Source organism: Nocardiopsis ganjiahuensis DSM 45031 (assembly GCF_000341085.1).
Lineage (GTDB): Bacteria > Actinomycetota > Actinomycetes > Streptosporangiales > Streptosporangiaceae > Nocardiopsis > Nocardiopsis ganjiahuensis.
This window is the reverse complement of the sequence record NZ_ANBA01000002.1, coordinates 268,042-286,182: the sequence shown is the minus strand read 5'-3', so window position 1 is coordinate 286,182 and position 18,141 is coordinate 268,042. Positions and strand designations below refer to the sequence as shown.

The 18,141-nt window shown below is 71.1% G+C and carries 12 protein-coding genes; 11 read left to right on the top strand and 1 reads right to left on the bottom strand.

Annotated features, from left to right (window positions below):
- Positions 1–3: 3 nt before the first annotated feature.
- The 11 genes from phnE (at position 4) to D458_RS0101825 (ending at position 16,019) form a co-directional block, all read left to right on the top strand.
- Positions 4–1,791 (top strand): phosphonate ABC transporter, permease protein PhnE, encoded by a 1,788-nt coding sequence (gene phnE / locus D458_RS0101875; RefSeq protein WP_017585031.1) that lies wholly within the window; start codon positions 4–6, stop codon positions 1,789–1,791.
- A gap of 157 nt (positions 1,792–1,948) precedes the next feature.
- Complete coding sequence (locus D458_RS0101870; protein ID WP_017585030.1) at positions 1,949–5,077, top strand: hypothetical protein; 3,129 nt, start codon at positions 1,949–1,951, stop codon at positions 5,075–5,077.
- A 107-nt stretch (positions 5,078–5,184) separates the two neighbouring features.
- Entirely contained in the window at positions 5,185–6,063 is an 879-nt protein-coding gene (locus tag D458_RS0101865; RefSeq protein WP_017585029.1) for an Fpg/Nei family DNA glycosylase, read from the top strand.
- A gap of 155 nt (positions 6,064–6,218) precedes the next feature.
- Positions 6,219–7,265, top strand: a complete 1,047-nt coding sequence (locus D458_RS0101860) for a LacI family DNA-binding transcriptional regulator (RefSeq protein WP_026118900.1) — start codon at positions 6,219–6,221, stop codon at positions 7,263–7,265.
- 171 nt (positions 7,266–7,436) lie between these two features.
- Positions 7,437–9,140, top strand: coding sequence for an ABC transporter substrate-binding protein (locus tag D458_RS0101855; protein WP_026118899.1), 1,704 nt, complete (start codon positions 7,437–7,439; stop codon positions 9,138–9,140).
- Between the two features lie 68 nt (positions 9,141–9,208).
- Entirely contained in the window at positions 9,209–10,204 is a 996-nt protein-coding gene (locus D458_RS0101850; RefSeq protein WP_026118898.1) for an ABC transporter permease, read from the top strand.
- On the top strand, positions 10,201–11,112 hold the full coding sequence (locus tag D458_RS0101845) for an ABC transporter permease (protein WP_017585025.1): 912 nt from the start codon (positions 10,201–10,203) through the stop codon (positions 11,110–11,112). The genes D458_RS0101850 and D458_RS0101845 overlap by 4 nt, the downstream gene beginning before the upstream one ends.
- A gap of 1 nt (position 11,113) precedes the next feature.
- Positions 11,114–12,067, top strand: a complete 954-nt coding sequence (locus D458_RS0101840) for an ABC transporter ATP-binding protein (protein WP_017585024.1) — start codon at positions 11,114–11,116, stop codon at positions 12,065–12,067.
- 4 nt (positions 12,068–12,071) lie between these two features.
- Complete coding sequence (locus tag D458_RS0101835; RefSeq protein ID WP_017585023.1) at positions 12,072–12,983, top strand: ABC transporter ATP-binding protein; 912 nt, start codon at positions 12,072–12,074, stop codon at positions 12,981–12,983.
- A gap of 54 nt (positions 12,984–13,037) precedes the next feature.
- Entirely contained in the window at positions 13,038–15,530 is a 2,493-nt protein-coding gene (locus tag D458_RS0101830) for a glycoside hydrolase family 2 protein (protein ID WP_017585022.1), read from the top strand.
- A 285-nt stretch (positions 15,531–15,815) separates the two neighbouring features.
- On the top strand, positions 15,816–16,019 hold the full coding sequence (locus D458_RS0101825) for a cold-shock protein (protein WP_014912876.1): 204 nt from the start codon (positions 15,816–15,818) through the stop codon (positions 16,017–16,019).
- Between the two features lie 218 nt (positions 16,020–16,237).
- On the opposite strand, the gene D458_RS0101820 is transcribed toward D458_RS0101825, so the two are convergent.
- Positions 16,238–17,806: a glycerol-3-phosphate dehydrogenase/oxidase gene (locus D458_RS0101820; protein ID WP_017585021.1), complete on the bottom strand. Its 1,569-nt coding sequence runs from the start codon at positions 17,804–17,806 to the stop codon at positions 16,238–16,240.
- Positions 17,807–18,141 lie beyond the last annotated feature (335 nt).

Below are 18,141 nucleotides of genomic sequence, written 5' to 3'. Positions count from 1 at the left end.
CACATGATGACCGAACCCGCCGCCACGTCCCCCGCCGCCACCGAACCCCCGGCGCCGTCCGGAGGGCCGCACGCCCCCGCCGCCCGACCGCGCACCCTGCCACTGCCCGGTCCGAGCGGGGTCGCCGCGCTCCTGACCGTGCTCACCCTGGTCGGGGTCGGCGTCTGGTCGGTGATCGACCTGCGCATCAACGTCGCCACCCTGCTCTCCAGCGCGGACAACGCCTCCGACTTCCTCTCCCGGACCCTCCCGCTGGACTTCCCCACCCCGGCCGAACTGGCCGGGCCCCTCGGGGTCACTCTCGCCGTCGTCATCGCGGCGACCCTGCTCTCCGTGGTGCTGAGCATCCCCCTCGCGGTGTGGGCGGCGGGCAACACCACGCCGGGAAGGCCGGCCCGAACGGTCGCCCGTGCCCTGATCGTCATCGCCCGGGCCGTCCCCGACGTCGTGCTGGCGATCCTGTTCTTCCGGCTCTTCGGCTTCGGCGCCGTCACCGGTGTCCTGGCGATGGGCCTGCACTCGGTCGGCATGGTCGGCAAGCTCTACGGCGACGCCGTCGAGCAGATCGACGAGGGCCCGCGCCAGGCGCTGCGCGCCGCGGGTGCGAGCCGTCTCCAGGAACTCACCGGCGGTGTGCTGCCCCAGGTACTGCCCGCGTTCGTCGCCACCGCCATGCACCGGCTCGACATCAACCTCCGGATCTCGGTGATCCTCGGGTTCGTGGGCGTCGCCGGCATCGGCCAGGACCTGGCCCACGCCCTGGGCCGGCTCGACTACCAGCGGGGCATGGCGCTGGCGCTGATCGTGCTGCTGCTGTGCGTGTCGATCGAGCTCCTGTCGGTCGCCGTCCGCCGGGCGCTGCTGCCGGACACCGAGCAGCGTCCTACGGGCGTCACCGGGCTGGTGGCCCGTCTGCGGCCGGGCACCGGGGCCCGCACGGGTGGGAGACCGGCCCCGGTGGACCCCCGGACCGCCTCGGCCGAGGCGCTGGCCTCGGGCCGGGTGAGCCCGCCCTGGACGCCGGAGCGCGTGCGCCGGACGTTCTACGTCCTGGTCACCACCGCGGTCCTGGTCGGTTCGGTCGCCTACTCGGCGCTCGACTTCAACGGTTTCATCGACTCCAACCGGGGCCCGCTCGGTGTCCTGGCGATGTTCTGGCCCCCGGAGTCGGGCGGCATCGGCGACCGGCTGCTCCAGGGCCTGGTCGTCACCGTGCAGATCGCCTTCGCCGCCACCCTGCTCGGCATGCTGCCGGCACTGCCGGTGGGCGTGCTCGCCGCGCGCAACGTCGCCCCCAGCCGGCGGGTCGGCCAGGTCTGCCGGATGTTCATCGTGTTCGTCCGGAGCGTGCCCGAGCTGATCCTGGCGATCGTCTTCGTGGTGATGATCGGACTCGGCCCGGTCGCGGGCACCCTCGCCCTGGCCATCGGGGTCGTGGGCCTGCTCGGCAAGCTGGTCGCCGACTCGGTCGAGGAGGTCGACCCCGGCCCCGAACGGGCGCTCCGGGCCACCGGCGCGAGCCGGATCCAGGTGTTCTTCGGCGCGACGCTGCCCCAGGCGCTGCCGGCCTTCGTCGGCCACAGCATGTACCAGCTGGACGTCAACATCCGGGCGGCGACCATCCTCGGCATCGTCGGCGCGGGCGGCATCGGCTACGAGCTGCTCAACGCCGCCCGGGTCCTGGAGTTCGGAGTGGTCACCCTCATCACCCTCATGGTCTTCGGCGTCGTCATGGTCGTGGAGCTCGTCGCGGTGTGGCTGCGCGGTGTCGTCGGGGGCCGGGCCGCCTGAGCCCCGCCGGGCCCGGGCCCCGACCAACGTCACACTGCGTGAAAGTGGCGACGGGTTCCGGCGTTCCCGGGGTGGAGGCGTCAAAAATGCACCACAATGAGCCTTGACAGCGGGGAGTAATCGCCTGGTCACCAAGATCGGGTGGTCAGGGGGCGTCGTGAGGTCACTACGGGACGACGAGCAGATCGGCGGTACCGGTACCTACCCGCTCTCGGTCGGGCAGGAACCGGACCGTGGGCGGTCGGCGGCCGGGGTCGCCGCGGCCTCCCTGCGCTGGAAATCCCCGGTGGACCGGGGCGAGGTCCGCTCCTTCCTGGCCTACCTCAGGGCCTGCCTGCGCCGTGAGGCCGTGCACACGCACGTCGTGCGCGCCGAGCACCTCGACTCCGACACCTGCGCCTGCCTGCCCGCCGGTCCCGAACTGCTGTTCAGCGGCGCCCGGGACACGCTCCCCCTGCACCCCGAGAGCGCCCGGGTCATGCGCCTGGCGGCGCGCCACGGCCAGGCCCTGCGCTACGGCTACCCCCTGGTGGTCCTCGGCGAGGGGGCGGACCGGGTGGCCCTGCCGCTGCTCATCGTGGACGTGCGCGCCTCGGGTGAGACCGGCGCCGAGGCCGGCACGCGCCCGGACGGAACGGTCCGCCCGGGCGATGGCACCCCGCTGCTGCGCGCGGTGGGCCGGCCCGACGTCAACACCGCGCTGCTGGCCCGGCTCGGCATCACCGACCCGGAGGACCTCTTCGAGCTGCGCACCCGGCTGCGCAACGGGGCGCCCGACCCCGCCCGCCGCCCCGCCGCCACCGCCGACCTCGCCGCCAAGGTCCGCACCCTGCTCACCCGGCTGGAGATCGAACGGGTCGACGACATCGCGCCGCTGGGCACCCGAGGCCGACCCCGGACGGTCACCACCGGGGCGCACAACACCGCGGTGCTCTTCAGGGCCGGCCCCGGCGGCCCCGGCGACGGAGAGGAGCCCGACCCCGGCACCACGGAGGGGATCCTCGCCGACCTGGATCCCACGGACCGTGACGGGCTCGACCCGGACTCCGTCCCCGGCACCGCGCTGGAATCCCTGCTGGGCAGCGCCCTCCACCACGGCGCTCCGAGCGTCCGGGGCGACAAGCCGGCCGCACCGCAGCCCGCCTTCGGCCTGCTGCGCCGGGGCGCCCGGGCCCAGCGGCGCACTGCCGAGGCCGAGGACCACAACCCCGCGCCGGTGCCCGTCTCGACCACCGCCCTCGGCCAGGCCCAGTACGCGGTCCTGCGCGCCGCCATGCGCGAACAGCTCACCGTGGTCGCGTCCCCGCCCGGCAGCGGAGTCCACGGCCTCGTCGACACGCTGGTCCGCACCGCCGTCGCGAGCGGCCAGCGGGTCCTGGTGTGCGGCCGCACCGAGGCCGACCTCGACTCCGTCCTCGCCGCGGCCGACACCGCTCCGGGGCACCCCGTCGTCCGGGCGGGCGGCCCCGGACGGCGCGCCGGGGAGCTGCGCCTGCTCACCCGGCTGCTCGCCCAGCACGCCGGGGCCCTGCCCGCAGGGAGCTCCCCGGCGACGGGTGAGGACGGCACCGGCCACCGGACCGAACTGGTCGCCGCCTGGAACCGGGTCAGAGCGGTCTGGGCGGCCATGGACACGATGGCCTCGGGCGGCCACGTCCTCGCGCACCTTGCCGAGGAACGCGGCCGCAGCATCGTCCGCGGCTGGGACCCCGACAGCCTCTTCACCCCCGAGCGCGGCGGCCCCGAGTACTGGCGGCACCGGGCCGAACGCGCCGCCGCGGGTGGGCTCGGCGGGCTGCAGCACCGGGCCGCCGTCCGCCGCGAACTGGGGGTGGCCACCGACGCCGAGGGGTTGAACCAGCTCTGCGCCGTCGCCCGGCTGGAGAGCGACTGGCGCGAGGCCGTGGACCGCAGGACGCGGTGCGCACCCCTGAACGAACTCACCGCGGAGCTCGCGGACGCCCTGGCCGCGCACCGCAGGGCCAGCTCCGCCTGCCTGACCGCGGTCACCGAGCCCCGCCTGTGGCGCGGCCGTACCGCCATCGAGAACCGCATCGAGACGCTCAACTGGCAGCAGGGCGGGGACTGGCCCGGCCTGGCCAACCTGCTGGACACCCTGCCCGTGTGGGTCTGCCGCACCGACCAGGCGCGCGCCCTGCCGCCGGAGGCCGGGCTGTACGACCTGGTGGTCGTGGTGGGCGCCGAACAGACCCGGGTCAGCGAGCTGCTGCCGGTGCTCTACCGGGCGGGCCGCGCGGTCGTGATGGGCGACCCCGCACACCCCGGACCGGGGACCGTGCTGGAACCGGAGGAGGAGCGCCGCGCCCTGGCCACCGCCGGACTGGCGGCGGAGCATCTGGACGCCCACGCGCTGCGCCACGGTTCGGGATCGGCTCTGCGCGCGGTGCAGGCGGCCGCGCCGCCGATGCTCTGGTTGGACGAGCACGACGGGGCACCCGAGGACCTGGCCGACGCCGCCTCCCGGCACTGCTACGGAGGGCGGCTCGGGGTGCTGAGCCGCCCCGACCCCACCGGGGCACCCGCCTTCGAGTGGCGCGACGTCACCGGTGAGTGCGAGGCCGCGCCCGGCTCCTCCTACGTCAACCGGGACGAGGCCTACCGGGTGGCCGTGGTCGTGGCCGAACTCGACCGGGAGCTGCCGGAGGGCCACAGCCTCGCGGTCGTCGCCCCGCTGCAGCCCCAGGTGGCCCTGATCCGGAGACTGCTGCGCCAACGCCACCTGCGCCACCGCGTGCGGGTCGGCGGACCGGGCATGCTGGACTCCGACGCCGCCGCGGCCGACGTCACCGTGCTCTCACCGGTGCTCGCCGCCGGGGCCCCGGCCATCGCCGAGCGGCGGGTGCGCAGGATGAGCCACCTGTGGTCGTCGGTGCTGACACGGACCCGTCGACGCCTCGTGGTGGTGGGCGACCGCGCCCACTGGTCCGGCGGCGACGGCCCGCTCGGCGACCTGCTCACCGGGCGGGCCGGAGGCGGAACGGACCCCGCGAGCAGCGCCCTGGTCGACGCCCTGCGCGCCGCCGGCACCGGTGTGGACGTGGGACCGCGCATCCACGGATGGACCGCGGACCTGGTGGTCAGCTACGGCGCCCGGCGGGTGGTCCTGCTCCTGGACCGGGAACCGGACGGTCCCGCCCTGCGTCGCCTGCTGACCAGGGGTGACGCCCTCAACCAGGTCTGTGAGGACCTCGTGGTGGTGGTTCCGGCCTGGCGCTGTCTGGCCGATCCCCGAGCGCTGGTGGAGGAGATCCTGGCCGCCTGCTGACCCGCCGGTCCTCCCGGGGGCCGCACTATCCTGGGGGCGACACACAGACGCCCGAAACGCGCCGGTTCGCCCGGTGGTCAGGGCCGGGGAGGGGAAGGTGGACACGGGTGCCTGAGGGCCACACGCTGCACCGGCTGGCGGCGCACTTCGACAAGGCCTTCGGCGGCACCGCGGTGAGGGCCTCCAGCCCTCAGGGGCGCTTCGCCGAGGGCGCGGCCCGGATCGACGGGCGGGTGCTCACGGAGAGCGAGGCCCACGGCAAGCACCTGTTCCTCGGCTTCGACTCCGGGGAGTGGCTCCGGGTGCACCTGGGCCTCTACGGTGCCTGGTCCTTCGGGGACGCCGACGGCGAACGCCACCTGGGCGCGCCCCGGAGCGAGGGCGCCGACCGGCTCGACCTGGAACGCGACCCCGACGGCTTCGTCCTGCCGCCCGACCCGGTGGGCGCGGTCCGCGTGCGCCTGGTCAACTCCTCCGGCTGGGCCGACCTGCGCGGCGCCTCCGCCTGCGAGGTCGTCACCGAAGAGGACAAGCGCGCCGTCCAGGAGCGGCTCGGCCCGGACCCGCTGCGCCCCGACGCCGACCCGGAGCGGGCCTGGCGGACGGTGAGCCGTTCCCGCAGCAGCCTCGCGGTGCTCCTGATGCGTCAGGACGTCATCGCGGGCATCGGCAACATCTACCGTGCCGAATCCCTCTTCCGGGCCGGGATCGACCCGATGACCCCCGGCCGCGACCTCACGAGGGAGCAGTGGGACGTCCTGTGGGCCGACCTCACCGGACTGCTCCGGGACGGTGTACGGGACGGCTACATCATCACCACGCGCCCCGAGGACCGCCCCGACCCCGACGCCCGACCGGTGCCCCGGCCCGACACCCTCTACGTCTGCTACCGGACCGGCGACCCCTGCCGGATCTGCTCGTCTCCGGTCTCGGCCACGGAACTGTCCGGCCGCACCCTGTACTGGTGCCCCGGCTGCCAGAGTTAGCCGCCGCCCGGAAAATCCCCCGGATGGTCCGCACCTCCGTGGGTAGAATCCCCTTCCGATTGCTTAACCGGTTCAGCCGCACGGCGGTCACAGAGTCGCAAAACGCTGGGAACACGTCGGGCAGAGGACGTTAGGGGAACGCTGTGGGGGCTGTGATGCGGAGGCCGACGATCATGGACATCGCCAAATCGGCGGGTGTGTCCAAGGGAGCGGTCTCGTACGCGCTCAACGGTCGGCCGGGGGTCTCGGAGGAGACCCGGAAGCGGATCCTGGACATCGCCCATGACCTGGGGTGGGCGCCCAGCAACCCGGCCCGGGCCCTGGCGCCCGGCGGTCGGGTGGGCGCGGTGGGCCTCGTGGTGGACCGCCCGGCGCGCTCGCTCGGGATCGAGCCGTTCTTCATGCAGCTGGTCTCCGGCATCGAGATGGAACTGTCCTCTGCCGGAACAGACCTGTTACTCCAGGTCACGGAGGACACAGGGGCGGAGATCGAGGTCTATCGGCGCTGGGCCTCGGAGCGCCGGGTCGACGGAGTGGTCATGGTCGACCTGCGTGTGGACGACCCCCGGCCGGACGCCGCCCGCAGCCTGGGCCTGCCCGCCGTGCTCCTGGGCGGACCCTACGACGGGGACGGGCTGCCGTGCCTGTACACCGACGACGCCGCCTCGGTGCGCGAGGTGGTCCACTACCTCGCGGCGCTGGGGCACCGGCGTATCGCCAGGGTGGCGGGGCCGGAGGAGCTCGTGCACACCCGGATCCGCGGCGAGGCCTTCCGGGAGGCGGCGGCCGTGGCCGGCCTGGAGGAGGCGTACTCGGTGCACGCCGACTACACGGGGGAGGCCGGGACCCGTACCACGCGCCGCCTGCTCGCCTCCGCCGAGCGGCCCACCGCGCTGCTGTACGACAACGATCTGATGGCGGTGGCCGGGCTCGGGGTGGCGGCGGAGATGGGCGTCGACGTGCCCTCCCAGCTGTCGATCGTGGCCTGGGACGACTCCGCGCTCTGCCGCCTGGTGCGGCCCTCACTGACCGCGATCAGCCGGGACGTGGTCGGTCACGGACGCCAGGTCGCACGCATGCTCGGCCGGGTGCTGGCGGACGAGCGGGTGGAGAGCGAGGAGTCCTCGGTGGGCGAGATGCAGCCCCGGGGGAGCACCGGCCCGTTGGTGGTTTCACACGTATCCGCTGTTACAAGCGAATAACACCGAAGAGTCGGGGATTGACGGAGTTCATGCGTCCGTGTTGTTGTTAACGTCACTTACCCGGTTCAGCAACGGCCCTTCGCTTCCTCTAGTGGGAGCGCTCCCAGCCTTCCGAGACAGGATCGGCTTCCCCCCGTATGGAGGGCCGACCGGGTGGAAGAAGGAGTCGAGATGAAATCTCTGAGGCTTCCCGCTGCTCTGGCAGCACTGGTGATGGTGGCCAGCGCGTGCTCGGGCGAAGGCGGCGAGGGCGGAGGTTCCGAGGGTTACCCCCGGAACGAGACGCTGTACACCACGGGCACCGCCTGGGGTCCTCCGACCAACTGGAACCCGATCATGGAGGGCAACTACGCGGTTGGAACGGTGGGGCTGGTCTACGAGCCGCTCTTCCTCTTCGACCCCAACGAGAACGAGTACACGCCCTGGCTCGCCGAGAGCGACGAGTGGCCTGACGAGAACACCCACGTCATCACCCTTCGTGAGGGCGTCGAGTGGACCGACGGCGAACCCCTGGTCGCCGAGGACGTCGTCACCACCCTGGAGCTCGGTCACTTCGACATCCACTACAGCAACGTCTGGGACTACCTGGAGAGCGCCGAGGCTACTGGGGAGCGCGAGGTCACCCTCACCTTCTCCGAGCCCCGCCCCCAGGAGTGGATGAACTGGGTCTCGGCCCGCGCGATCGTCCCCGACCACATCTGGGCGGACAAGGACGAGTCGAAGGTCACCGACGACCCCAACCAGGATCCGGTCGGTACCGGCGCCTACGTCTACGAGAACCACGCCGACGACCGCATGGTCTGGAAGCGCAACGACGACTGGTGGGGCACCGAGGCCCTCGGCCTGGAGATGAAGCCGACCTACATCGTGGACATCGTGAACGCGTCCAACGACGTCACGATGAACATGCTCAACAACCACGAGATCGATCTCTCGAACAACTTCCTCCCGGGTATCGACCAGGTCATCAACGACGACAACAACATCACCAGCTACTACGCGGGCGCGCCCTACATGCAGTCCGCGAACACCGCCTGGCTGATCCCCAACCACGAGCACCCGGCGCTGGGCGACCCCGTGTTCCGCAGCGCGCTGGCTCACGCGATCGACCTCGAACAGATCGTCACGGGCCCCTACACCAACCTGGTGGAGCCGGCCGACCCCTCCGGCCTGCTCCCGCAGTGGGACGACTACATCGACCACGAGCTGGTCTCCGAGGAGGGCTTCTCCTTCGACGCCTCCGAGGCGGTGGCCATCCTCGAGGAGGCGGGCTACCTGGACGAGGACGGCGACGGTTTCGTCGAGACCCCCGACGGCGAGGAGATCACCCTCACCCTGGAGGTCCCCTCCGGCTGGACCGACTGGATGGAGTCGGCGAACGTCATCGCCGGGAACGCCCAGGAGGTCGGGATCAACGTCGAGCCCGCCTTCCCCGAGCACGACCTGCTCATCGAGAACTTCCGCAAGGCGGAGTTCGACCTGATGATCAACAACGACCGGGGCCTGAGCAACACGCCCTGGACCTACTACGACTTCATCTTCCAGCTGCCGATCAACGAGCAGCAGACCACGGCCAACTACGCGCGGTACGAGAACGAGGAGGCGTGGGACCTGACCCAGCAGCTCGCCGCCGTCCCCGCGGACGACGTCGAGGGCGCTGCCGAGATCACCTCGGACCTGCAGGAGATCTTCCTGGAGGACCTGCCGATCATCCCGCTCTGGTACAACGGCATGTGGTCACAGGCCAGTAACAACGTGTGGACCAACTGGCCCAGCGAAGCCTCGGACACGCCCGACAACTTCGCCACCATGTGGAACAACATGTACCAGATGGGTGCCATCTACACCCTCGCCGAGATCGAACTGGCCGAATAGCGCATCCGTGGAGCGCTCCCTTCGTGGGAGCGCTCCACGACCCGCGCCCCCACACCTGGAGGACACCCGTGTGGCGCTATATGGGCCGCAAGATCGGCATCTACGGCATCACCTTCGTCGTCGCGGTCACCATCAACTGGATGATCCCGCGCTTCATGCCCGGCGACCCCGTCAGCAGCATGCTCAGCAGGGCCTCGATCTCCGATCCTGAGGCCCTGGAGCGGATGACGGCGTACTACAACGACGTCTTCGGGCTCGACACCCCGCTTCACCAGCAGTACTTCAGTTTCTGGGCGGGACTGTTCCGCGGAGACCTGGGGATCAGCGTGTGGCTCTACCCCGAGCCCGTCACGGACATCATCCTGCGTGCCGTGCCCTTCACCGTGGGCCTGCTGCTCCCCGCCATCATCCTGAGCTGGATCATCGGGAACCGCTTCGGCGCCTTCGCCGCCCGCAGCAAGATCCTGGACAACACCCTCCTGCCGATCGGCTACATCCTCACCGCGACCCCCTACATGTGGATCGCCCTGCTGCTGGCCTGGGCGCTCGCGGTCAACGGCGGGTTCTTCCCGACCGCCGGCGGCTACAGCTTCGCGCTCACACCCTCGTTCTCGTGGGTGTTCATCTCGAACCTGCTCAGCCACTGGTTCCTGCCGTTCCTGTCCATGTTCGTCGTGGCGCTGGGCGGCTGGGCGATCGGCATGCGCAACATGATCATCTACGAGCTGGAGGCGGACTACTCGAACTACCTCCAGGCGCTCGGCGCCCCGCGCCGGCTGATCCGCCGCTACGCCTTCCGCAACGCGATGCTGCCGCAGATCACCGGACTCGCCGTCCAGCTGGGCACCCTCATCGCCGGAGCGCTGCTCACCGAGATCGTCTTCAACTACCCGGGTCTCGGGACACTGATGCTCAACTCGCTGAACAACCGCGACTTCTTCCTCCTGCAGGGCATCTTCCTGTTCGTGGTCATCGGCGTGCTGATCGCCAACTTCATCATCGACATCATCTACGTCCTGGTCGACCCGCGCACGCGCGTCCAGATGACGGGAGGCTCCTCATGAGCAACATCCCAGGAGCCCCTGGGGCCGCCGACGGCGCGAGCGCCCCCGAGGCGGTCGGCGAGCGCAAGGTCTCCGAGACCCTGCACTTCGCCCGGCGCAACCCCAAACTGCTCATCGGCTCGAGCATCGTGCTCATCCTCCTCCTGACCGGTCTCATCGGCCCCCTGTTCGTCGACCACGGGCCCAACGAGTACGTCGGTCCGCAGAGCCAGCCGCCCAGCTCCGAGTACTGGTTCGGCACCACCACGTTCGGCCAGGACATCTGGGCGCAGTTCGTCCACGGTCTGCGCTCCACCTTCTTCACCGGGGCCCTCGGCGGCGGCATCGCCTTCGTCGTCGGCACCACGATCGGTTTCGTGGCCGGATACAAGGGCGGGATCGTCGACGAGATCCTCAACATGCTCACCAACGTCGTGCTGGTCCTGCCCGGCATGGTCGTGCTGATCGTCGCCGTCGCCTACCTCGACGTGCGCGGACTGCTCGTCCAGGCGCTGTTCATCGGCCTGACCTCCTGGCCCTGGGCCGCGCGCGCGGTGCGTTCCCAGGCTCTCTCCCTGGCCACCCGCGACTACGTGGACCTGGCCCGGCTCAGCGGACGGCGCACCTGGCGGATCATCACCTCCGAGGTCGCCCCCAACATGAGCTCCTACCTGGTGATGTCGTTCATCCTGCTGTTCGGCGGGGCCATCCTCATCGCGGCCGGCCTCGACTTCATCGGACTCGGACCGGCGGGCGGTGTCTCCCTCGGCCTGATGCTGGAGAACGCCGTCGGATGGAGCGCCCTCCAACTCGGTATGTGGTGGTGGTTCATCCCGCCAGGTACCGGGATCACCGTCCTCGTCGGTTCGATGTACATCCTCAACGTCGGGTTGGACGAGGTCTTCAACCCCAAGCTGCGGGAGCTGTGAGATGACCCTGCGCGTCAACGACCTGAAGGTCTACTACCAGACCCTGCGCGGGGACGTCCACGCCCTCGACGGGGTGAGCTTCGACCTCGCGGACGGGGAGATCATGGGCCTGGCCGGGGAGTCCGGCTGCGGCAAGTCCACCCTCGGCAAGAGCCTGATCCGGCTCGACGGCCGGATGCGGCACGTGGACGGCACGATCGAGCTGGACGGCAAGGACGTGCCCATCGCCGACGACCGGGCGATGACCCCCTTCCGCTTCCACGAGATCTCGCTCATCCCGCAGTACGCGATGAGCGCGCTCAACCCCACCCGCAAGATCGGGCGGATGATCAACGAGCTGCTGCGTTCGCGCGGCGTGCGCCCGAACACGATCGCCGAGGAGCTCAACCGGCGCCTGGAGCTGGTCGGGCTCGACCCCGACGTGCTCAACCGGTTCCCGATCGAGCTGTCCGGCGGGATGAAGCAGCGCGTGGTCATGGTCATGGCCACCCTGCTCAACCCGTCCCTGCTCATCGCGGACGAGGCCACGTCGGCCCTGGACGTGTCGACCCAGCGGTCGGTGGTCGAGTCCATGGTGGAGTTCCGCGACCGCGGTTACGTCAAGAGCATGATCTTCGTGACCCACGACATCTCGCTCGTCTACCAGATGGCCGACACGGTCATGGTGATGTACGCGGGCCGGATCGCCGAGAAGGCCCCGGCGAGCACGATCATCAACGACCCGCAGCACCCCTACACCAAGATGCTGATCGGGGCGCTGCCCGAGGTCGGCACGACCACGGAGGACACGCGGCTGGAGGGCATCCCCGGCACCCCGCCCGGGCTGCTGAAGCCGCCCACGGGCTGCCGGTTCAAGGACCGCTGCCCCATCGCCTCGGAGGAGTGCTCCGAGACTCCGCCGCTGGTGGAGATCGACCCCGGCCACTGGGCCGCCTGCTGGAAGACGGGGAGGTAGTGCCGTGCTGGAACTGAGCCACGTGCACAAGGTGTACCGGGTGGGAGCGTTCGGCGGCGCGAGGCTGCGCGCGGTGCGCGACGTCAGCCTGACCGTCGAACCCGGCGAGGTGGTCTCGCTGATCGGGGAGAGCGGGAGCGGCAAGAGCACGATCGGCAAGATGGTGCTCGGCCTGACCAAGGTCAGCTCCGGGCAGATCCGCTTCGAGGGCGACGACGTCTCGCACATCCGCGGGTTCTCGGCCAAGAAGGAGTACTACCGGAGGGTGCAGGGCGTCTTCCAGGACCCGTTCAGCTCCTTCAACCCCATCTTCAAGGCCGACCGCGTCTTCACGATGATCCGCTCGTCCTACTTCCCCGAGATGTCGGACGCGGACTGGAAGGACAAGATCCTGGCGGCGCTGGCCACGGTCCGCCTCGACCCCGACAACGTCCTCGACAAGTACCCGCACCAGCTCAGCGGCGGGCAGCTCCAGCGGCTGCTCATCGCACGGGCGCTGCTGCTCGACATCAGGCTGCTGGTGGCGGACGAGATCATCAGCATGCTGGACGCCTCCACCCGCATCGACGTCCTCAACCTGCTGGGCGACCTCAAGGAGCGGGGCCTGGGCATCCTGTTCGTCACCCACGACCTCTCGCTCGGCAACTACGTGAGCGACAAGTCCGTGATCCTGCGCAAGGGCGCCATCGCCGAGATGGGGCCGACCCGGAGGGTCTTCGAGAACCCGCTCCACCCCTACAGCCGCCACCTGCTCTCGTGCGTGCCGCAGCTGCACCGCACGTGGGCCGAGGTGGACGCGGAGTTGGCGGCCAACCCGCCCGAGGACTACCTCCTGCCCACGGTCGAGGAGGGCGACGACTCTGCGCCGCTGACCGAGGCCGAGGAGGGGCACTTCGTCGGCATCGACCAGAGCTGACCCCGCACCCGAACTGCTCCGAACACCATCAGAAGTAAGAAAGAAGGAGCGCGCATGACCTCCTGGTTCGACCTGCGCGACGGCTGGACCCTGACGGCGGTGCCGCACGAGGGCGCCCTGCCGGATCCGGCCGCCGCGGTCGGAGAGGTCCCCGCCACCGTGCCGGGCTGCGTCCACACGGACCTGCTCGACCGGGGGCTCATCGAGGACCCCTACCTCGACGACAACGAGAACCGGCTCGGCTGGATCGGCCGGACGGACTGGCGTTACACACGCTCCCTGGCCGACGAGGCCGGCGCCCTGGACGGGACCGCGGAGCGCGTGGACCTGGTCTGCGAGGGCCTGGACACCGTCGCCACCGTCCGGGTGGGAGGCCGGGAGGTCGGGAGGTCGGCCAACATGCACCGCTCGTACCGCTTCGACGCCGGCCGGGCGCTGGCGGAGGGCGGATCGGACCCCGCCCTGGAGGTGGAGTTCGCCTCGCCGTACCGGTACGCGGAGGCCAACAAGGAGCGGATGGGGGCGCTCCCCGGCGCCTACGACGAGCCCTACCAGTACATCCGCAAGATGGCCTGCAACTTCGGCTGGGACTGGGGCCCGACCGTGGTCACCTCCGGGATCTGGCGGCCGATCCGGCTGCACGCGTGGTCGACGGCGCGGCTGGACTCGGTCCGGCCGCTGGTGTCGGTCTCCGAGGACGGGTCGCTGGGCCGGGTGAGCCTGCGCGTGGTGGTGGAGAGGACCGGCCCCGGCGCGGACACCGACCTCACCCTGACCGCGAAGGTCGCGGGGGAGAGCGCCACCGCCACCCTCGCGGGAGGTGAGACGGAGGCCGCCCTGGAACTGGTGGTCGCCGATCCCGGGCTGTGGTGGCCGCGCGGCCACGGGGAGCAGCCCCTGCACGACCTCGCGGTGGAGCTGTCCGCCGGGAGCGCCGCGCTCGACACCTGGGAGCGCCGGATCGGCTTCCGGAACGTGGCGGTGCGCAGTGAGCCCGACGCCGGCGGCTCGGCCTTCGCGGTCCGGGTCAACGGCCGGGACGTCCTGGTCAAGGGCGCCAACTGGATCCCCGACGACGCCTTCCCGAGCCGGATCGGCCGCGACCGCTACCGGGAGCGGATCGACCAGGCGTGCGACGCCGGGCTCAACCTGCTGCGGGTGTGGGGCGGCGGGATCTACGAGTCCGAGGACTTCTACGAGCTCTGCTCGGAGCGCGGGGTCCTCGTCTGGCAGGACTTCCTCTTCGCCTGCGCGGCCTACCCCGAGGACGAGCCCCTGGCCTCCGAGGTCGAGGCCGAGGCGCGGGAGGCGGTGGTGCGGCTGGCCCCGCACGCCGCCCTCGCGGTGTGGTGCGGCAACAACGAGAACATCTGGGGACACGAGGACTGGGGGTGGAAGGAGGAGCTGGGGGAGCGGGCCTGGGGCGCCGGGTACTACCTGGACGTGCTGCCGCGCGCGGTCGCCGAGCTCGACCCCACCCGTCCCTACTGGCCGGGGAGCCCCTACTCCGAGGGTGAGGGCGTCCACCCCAACGAGGCCTCCCACGGCACCATGCACCTGTGGGACGTGTGGAACGAGAAGGACTACACGGTCTACCGCGACCACCGGCCCCGGTTCGCCGCCGAGTTCGGCTACCAGGCGCCGCCCACCCACGCCACCCTGCGGGGTTCGGTGTCGGACGACCCGCTCACCCCGACCTCGCCCGGTGTCCTGCACCACCAGAAGGCGATCGACGGCAACGGCAAGCTCGCGCGGGGGCTGGCCGCGCACTTCGGCGACCGCGAGTGGGGGTTCGACGACTGGCACTACCTCACCCAGGTCAACCAGGCCCGCGCCCTCACCGTGGGCATCGAGCACTTCCGGTCCACCTGGCCGTACTGCACCGGCACGGTGATGTGGCAGATCAACGACTGCTGGCCGGTCACCTCGTGGGCGGCCGTCGACGGCAACGGCCGGCGCAAGCCCCTGTGGTACGCGCTGCGCCGCGTGTACGCGGAACGGGTGGCCACCGTGCAGCCGGCCCTCGGCGGCGGGCTGGCGGTGGTCCTGGGCAACGACACCGACGAGGAGTGGACCGCCGAGGTGACGGCGGCCCGCCGGGACACCGACACGGGCCGCGTCCTGTCCGCCTCCGTCCACCCGGTCCGGGTGGCGCCCCGCGGCGCGCTGCGCGTCACGCTGCCCTCGGGGGTCGCCGAACCGGAGGCCGCCGCGCGCGAGGTGCTGACGGTCGACGGCGCCGGAGAGCGCGCGTGGTGGTTCTTCGCCAGGGATCACGAACTGGACTACCGAAAACCCGAATTCGACGCGGAAGCGCGGGTGGAGGGTGCCGATTTGCGGGTGAAGGTGCACGCTCGCGTGCTGTTGCGGGATCTGGTGCTGAACGTCGACAGGCTCGATCCCGAAGTGAGTGCGGACAGCGCCCTGGTGACGCTGTTGCCGGGTGAGGAGCACACCTTCACCGTGGTGGGCGGAGCGGCCCTCGACGCGGGGGCGGTGACGGCGCCACCTGTGCTGAAGTGCGTCAACGACGCGCTCGTGAACTGAGGGTGATGTTTCGGTGACGCTGCGGTGACCGTCCCATGCGTCACACGCGTTCCCCGCACGGCCTGCCGATATTCCTCGGCGGGCCGTGCGGGTTGCCACACCGAAATCCCTCGCGAGCTGGCTCTGCTGTGGTACGTTCGTAGAAGATTGTTAGTCGTTGAATTTCGCAGTTGGTGTCTTGCCCGCGGAGTTTGTGACCGGCGGGCGGTTTCTCTTGGAGTCGGCTCGCGGCAATTTTCGGGCGTGTGAGTATGCGTCCGTGTACACCGAGCTGAAGGAGAAAACATGGCTCAGGGAACTGTGAAGTGGTTCAACGGCGAGAAGGGCTTCGGCTTCATCTCCCCCGACGACGGTGGCCCCGACGCCTTCGTTCACTACAGCGCCATCCAGGGCACGGGCTTCCGTAACCTGGAGGAGAACCAGCGCGTGGAGTTCGAGATCGTCGCCGGTACCCGCGGCCCGCAGGCCGAGAACGTCGTCGCGATCTAAGACCGCTAAGACGTAGCGTCGTCACCCCTTGCAGGCGTAGACGTCGCTGAACGCCCCTGGAGAGTCCAACTCTCCGGGGGCGTTCGCGCGTCCGGGGCCGCCCCGACCGGGGAGCCTCGTACGACGAAGAACCCCGGGCCGTCACCGACGGCCCGGGGTTCTTCGTGTGCTCCTGCCCCCGCTCCCGGCGGGGTGCTCGGACCCTCCTGCCGGGGCGGTCAGCCCTCCAGCAGGGACCGGGTGCGCTCGCGGACCTCCGCGGTGTCCAGGCCCCGCACGGTGACGGTGGTGCGGCGCCGCAGGGCGTCGTCGACGGTCACCGCCCACTCGCGGTCGCGGGCGAACACGACCTGCGCCCAGATGTCCGGGCCGTCGGGGTGGATGCGCTCGCCCAGCCCGGGTTCGGCGCGCACCAGCGAGGCGATGTCCATGGCCAGGCTGCCGTAGTGCGAGGCCAGGTGCCGGGCGATCAGCGGGTCCAGACGGGCGCCCGGTTCACGGTCGATGATCAGGCGCTGGGCGACCGCGTCCGGACTGGCCAGCCCGGGCAGCGGGACGGTGCGGAGCGGGTCCGCCATGTCCTCGGCCAGCGGAACGGCCGACACCTTGCGCAGTTCCTCCAGGACGGCCCGGCCGATGTGCCGGTAGGTCGTCCACTTGCCCCCGGCCACCGAGAGCATCCCGCCGCGCCCCTGGCTGACCACGGTCTCCCGCTTGGCCGAGCTGGTGTCCCCGGGGCCGCCCGGCAGGACGCGCAGTCCCGCGAACGAGTAGGTCATGCGGTCGCGGTCGAGGTACGGGGCGTCGATGCCCAGCGCCGCCTCGCCCAGGATCTGGTCGACGTCGGCGGGGACCACGCCCACGTCCGCGGGATCGCCCTCGTAGGCCTCGTCCGTGGTGCCCAGGAGCAGGTGCCCCTCCCACGGGATGGCGAAGGAGACCCGGTACTTGTCCACCGGGATGGTGAGCGCGGCCCGCCACGGGTCCGGGGTGCGCAGCACCAGGTGAGCGCCCTTGGACAGGCGCACGCTGGGCGCGGCCTCCGGGTTCTCCATCCTGCGCAGGTGGTCCACCCAGGGGCCGGTCGCGTTGAGGACCAGCCGTGCGTCGATCCCGAACTCGCCTCCGTCCACCCGGTCGCGCAGGTCGGCCCCGGTCACCCTGCCCCGGGTGGTGCGCAGCCCCAGGACCTCGGCGTGGTTGAGCACCACGGCCCCGGCGTCCGCGGCGGCGCGCACCGTCATGACCGCCATGCGGCTGTCGTTCATCTGGTGGTCGCTGTAGGCGGCGACGGACTTCAGCCCCTCGGTGCGCAGGCCGGGGGCGAGGCGCTTGGCCTGGAGCGGGGAGAGCAGGCGGCCCATGCCGTCGCCGAAGGCGGACAGGGCGGAGTAGAGGAAGACGCCCGCGCCCATCTTGGCGGCGCCGTGCGGCCCCCCGGAGTAGATCGGTACGAGGAAGGGGCGGTGGTTGACCAGGTGCGGCGCCACGTCGGAGGCGAGGGAGCGCCGCTCCTTGTGGTTCTCCGCCACCAGGCGCACGTTGCCGGTCTGGAGGTAGCGCAGACCGCCGTGCACGAGCTTGGACGAGGCGCTGGAGGTGGCCCCGGCGAAGTCGCCGGCGTCGACCATGGCCACCCGCAGGCCCGCCTGGGTGGCGGTCCAGGCGACGGAGGTGCCGAGGATCCCGCCGCCGATGACGAGGAGGTCGAAGGTGCCTCGGGTGAGTTCCCCGCGGGCGAGTTCGCGGTGCGCGGGGGCGTCGCTTCGGTGGGTGCTGGCGGTCATGGCTGGTGCTCCGTCCGTTGGGGAGGGGGGCGGTTACCGCACGTACCTGAACGGGCTCCACGTTTCAGGTGGGCGTCGTACGCATCATACGACAATGCCGAACGATGCTAAAGATCGGTGGGGGCATTGCGGTGATTGGCCCGGGGCGCAGGCAGTTCTGACAGCGCAAGGGGAGGGTGATGTGACGCAGAGGGGTTGGAGTGTCGCTTGTTGCGTCAGTGGTTCGGCATTGTCGAATCCTCAGCGGGACCCCGAGGGCGGGTGCCGCCCGTGCGAGGTGAGGGGGCGGCTTCCCGGCCGACATGTCGTCCCATGGTGGGAGACGCGAGGTTTTT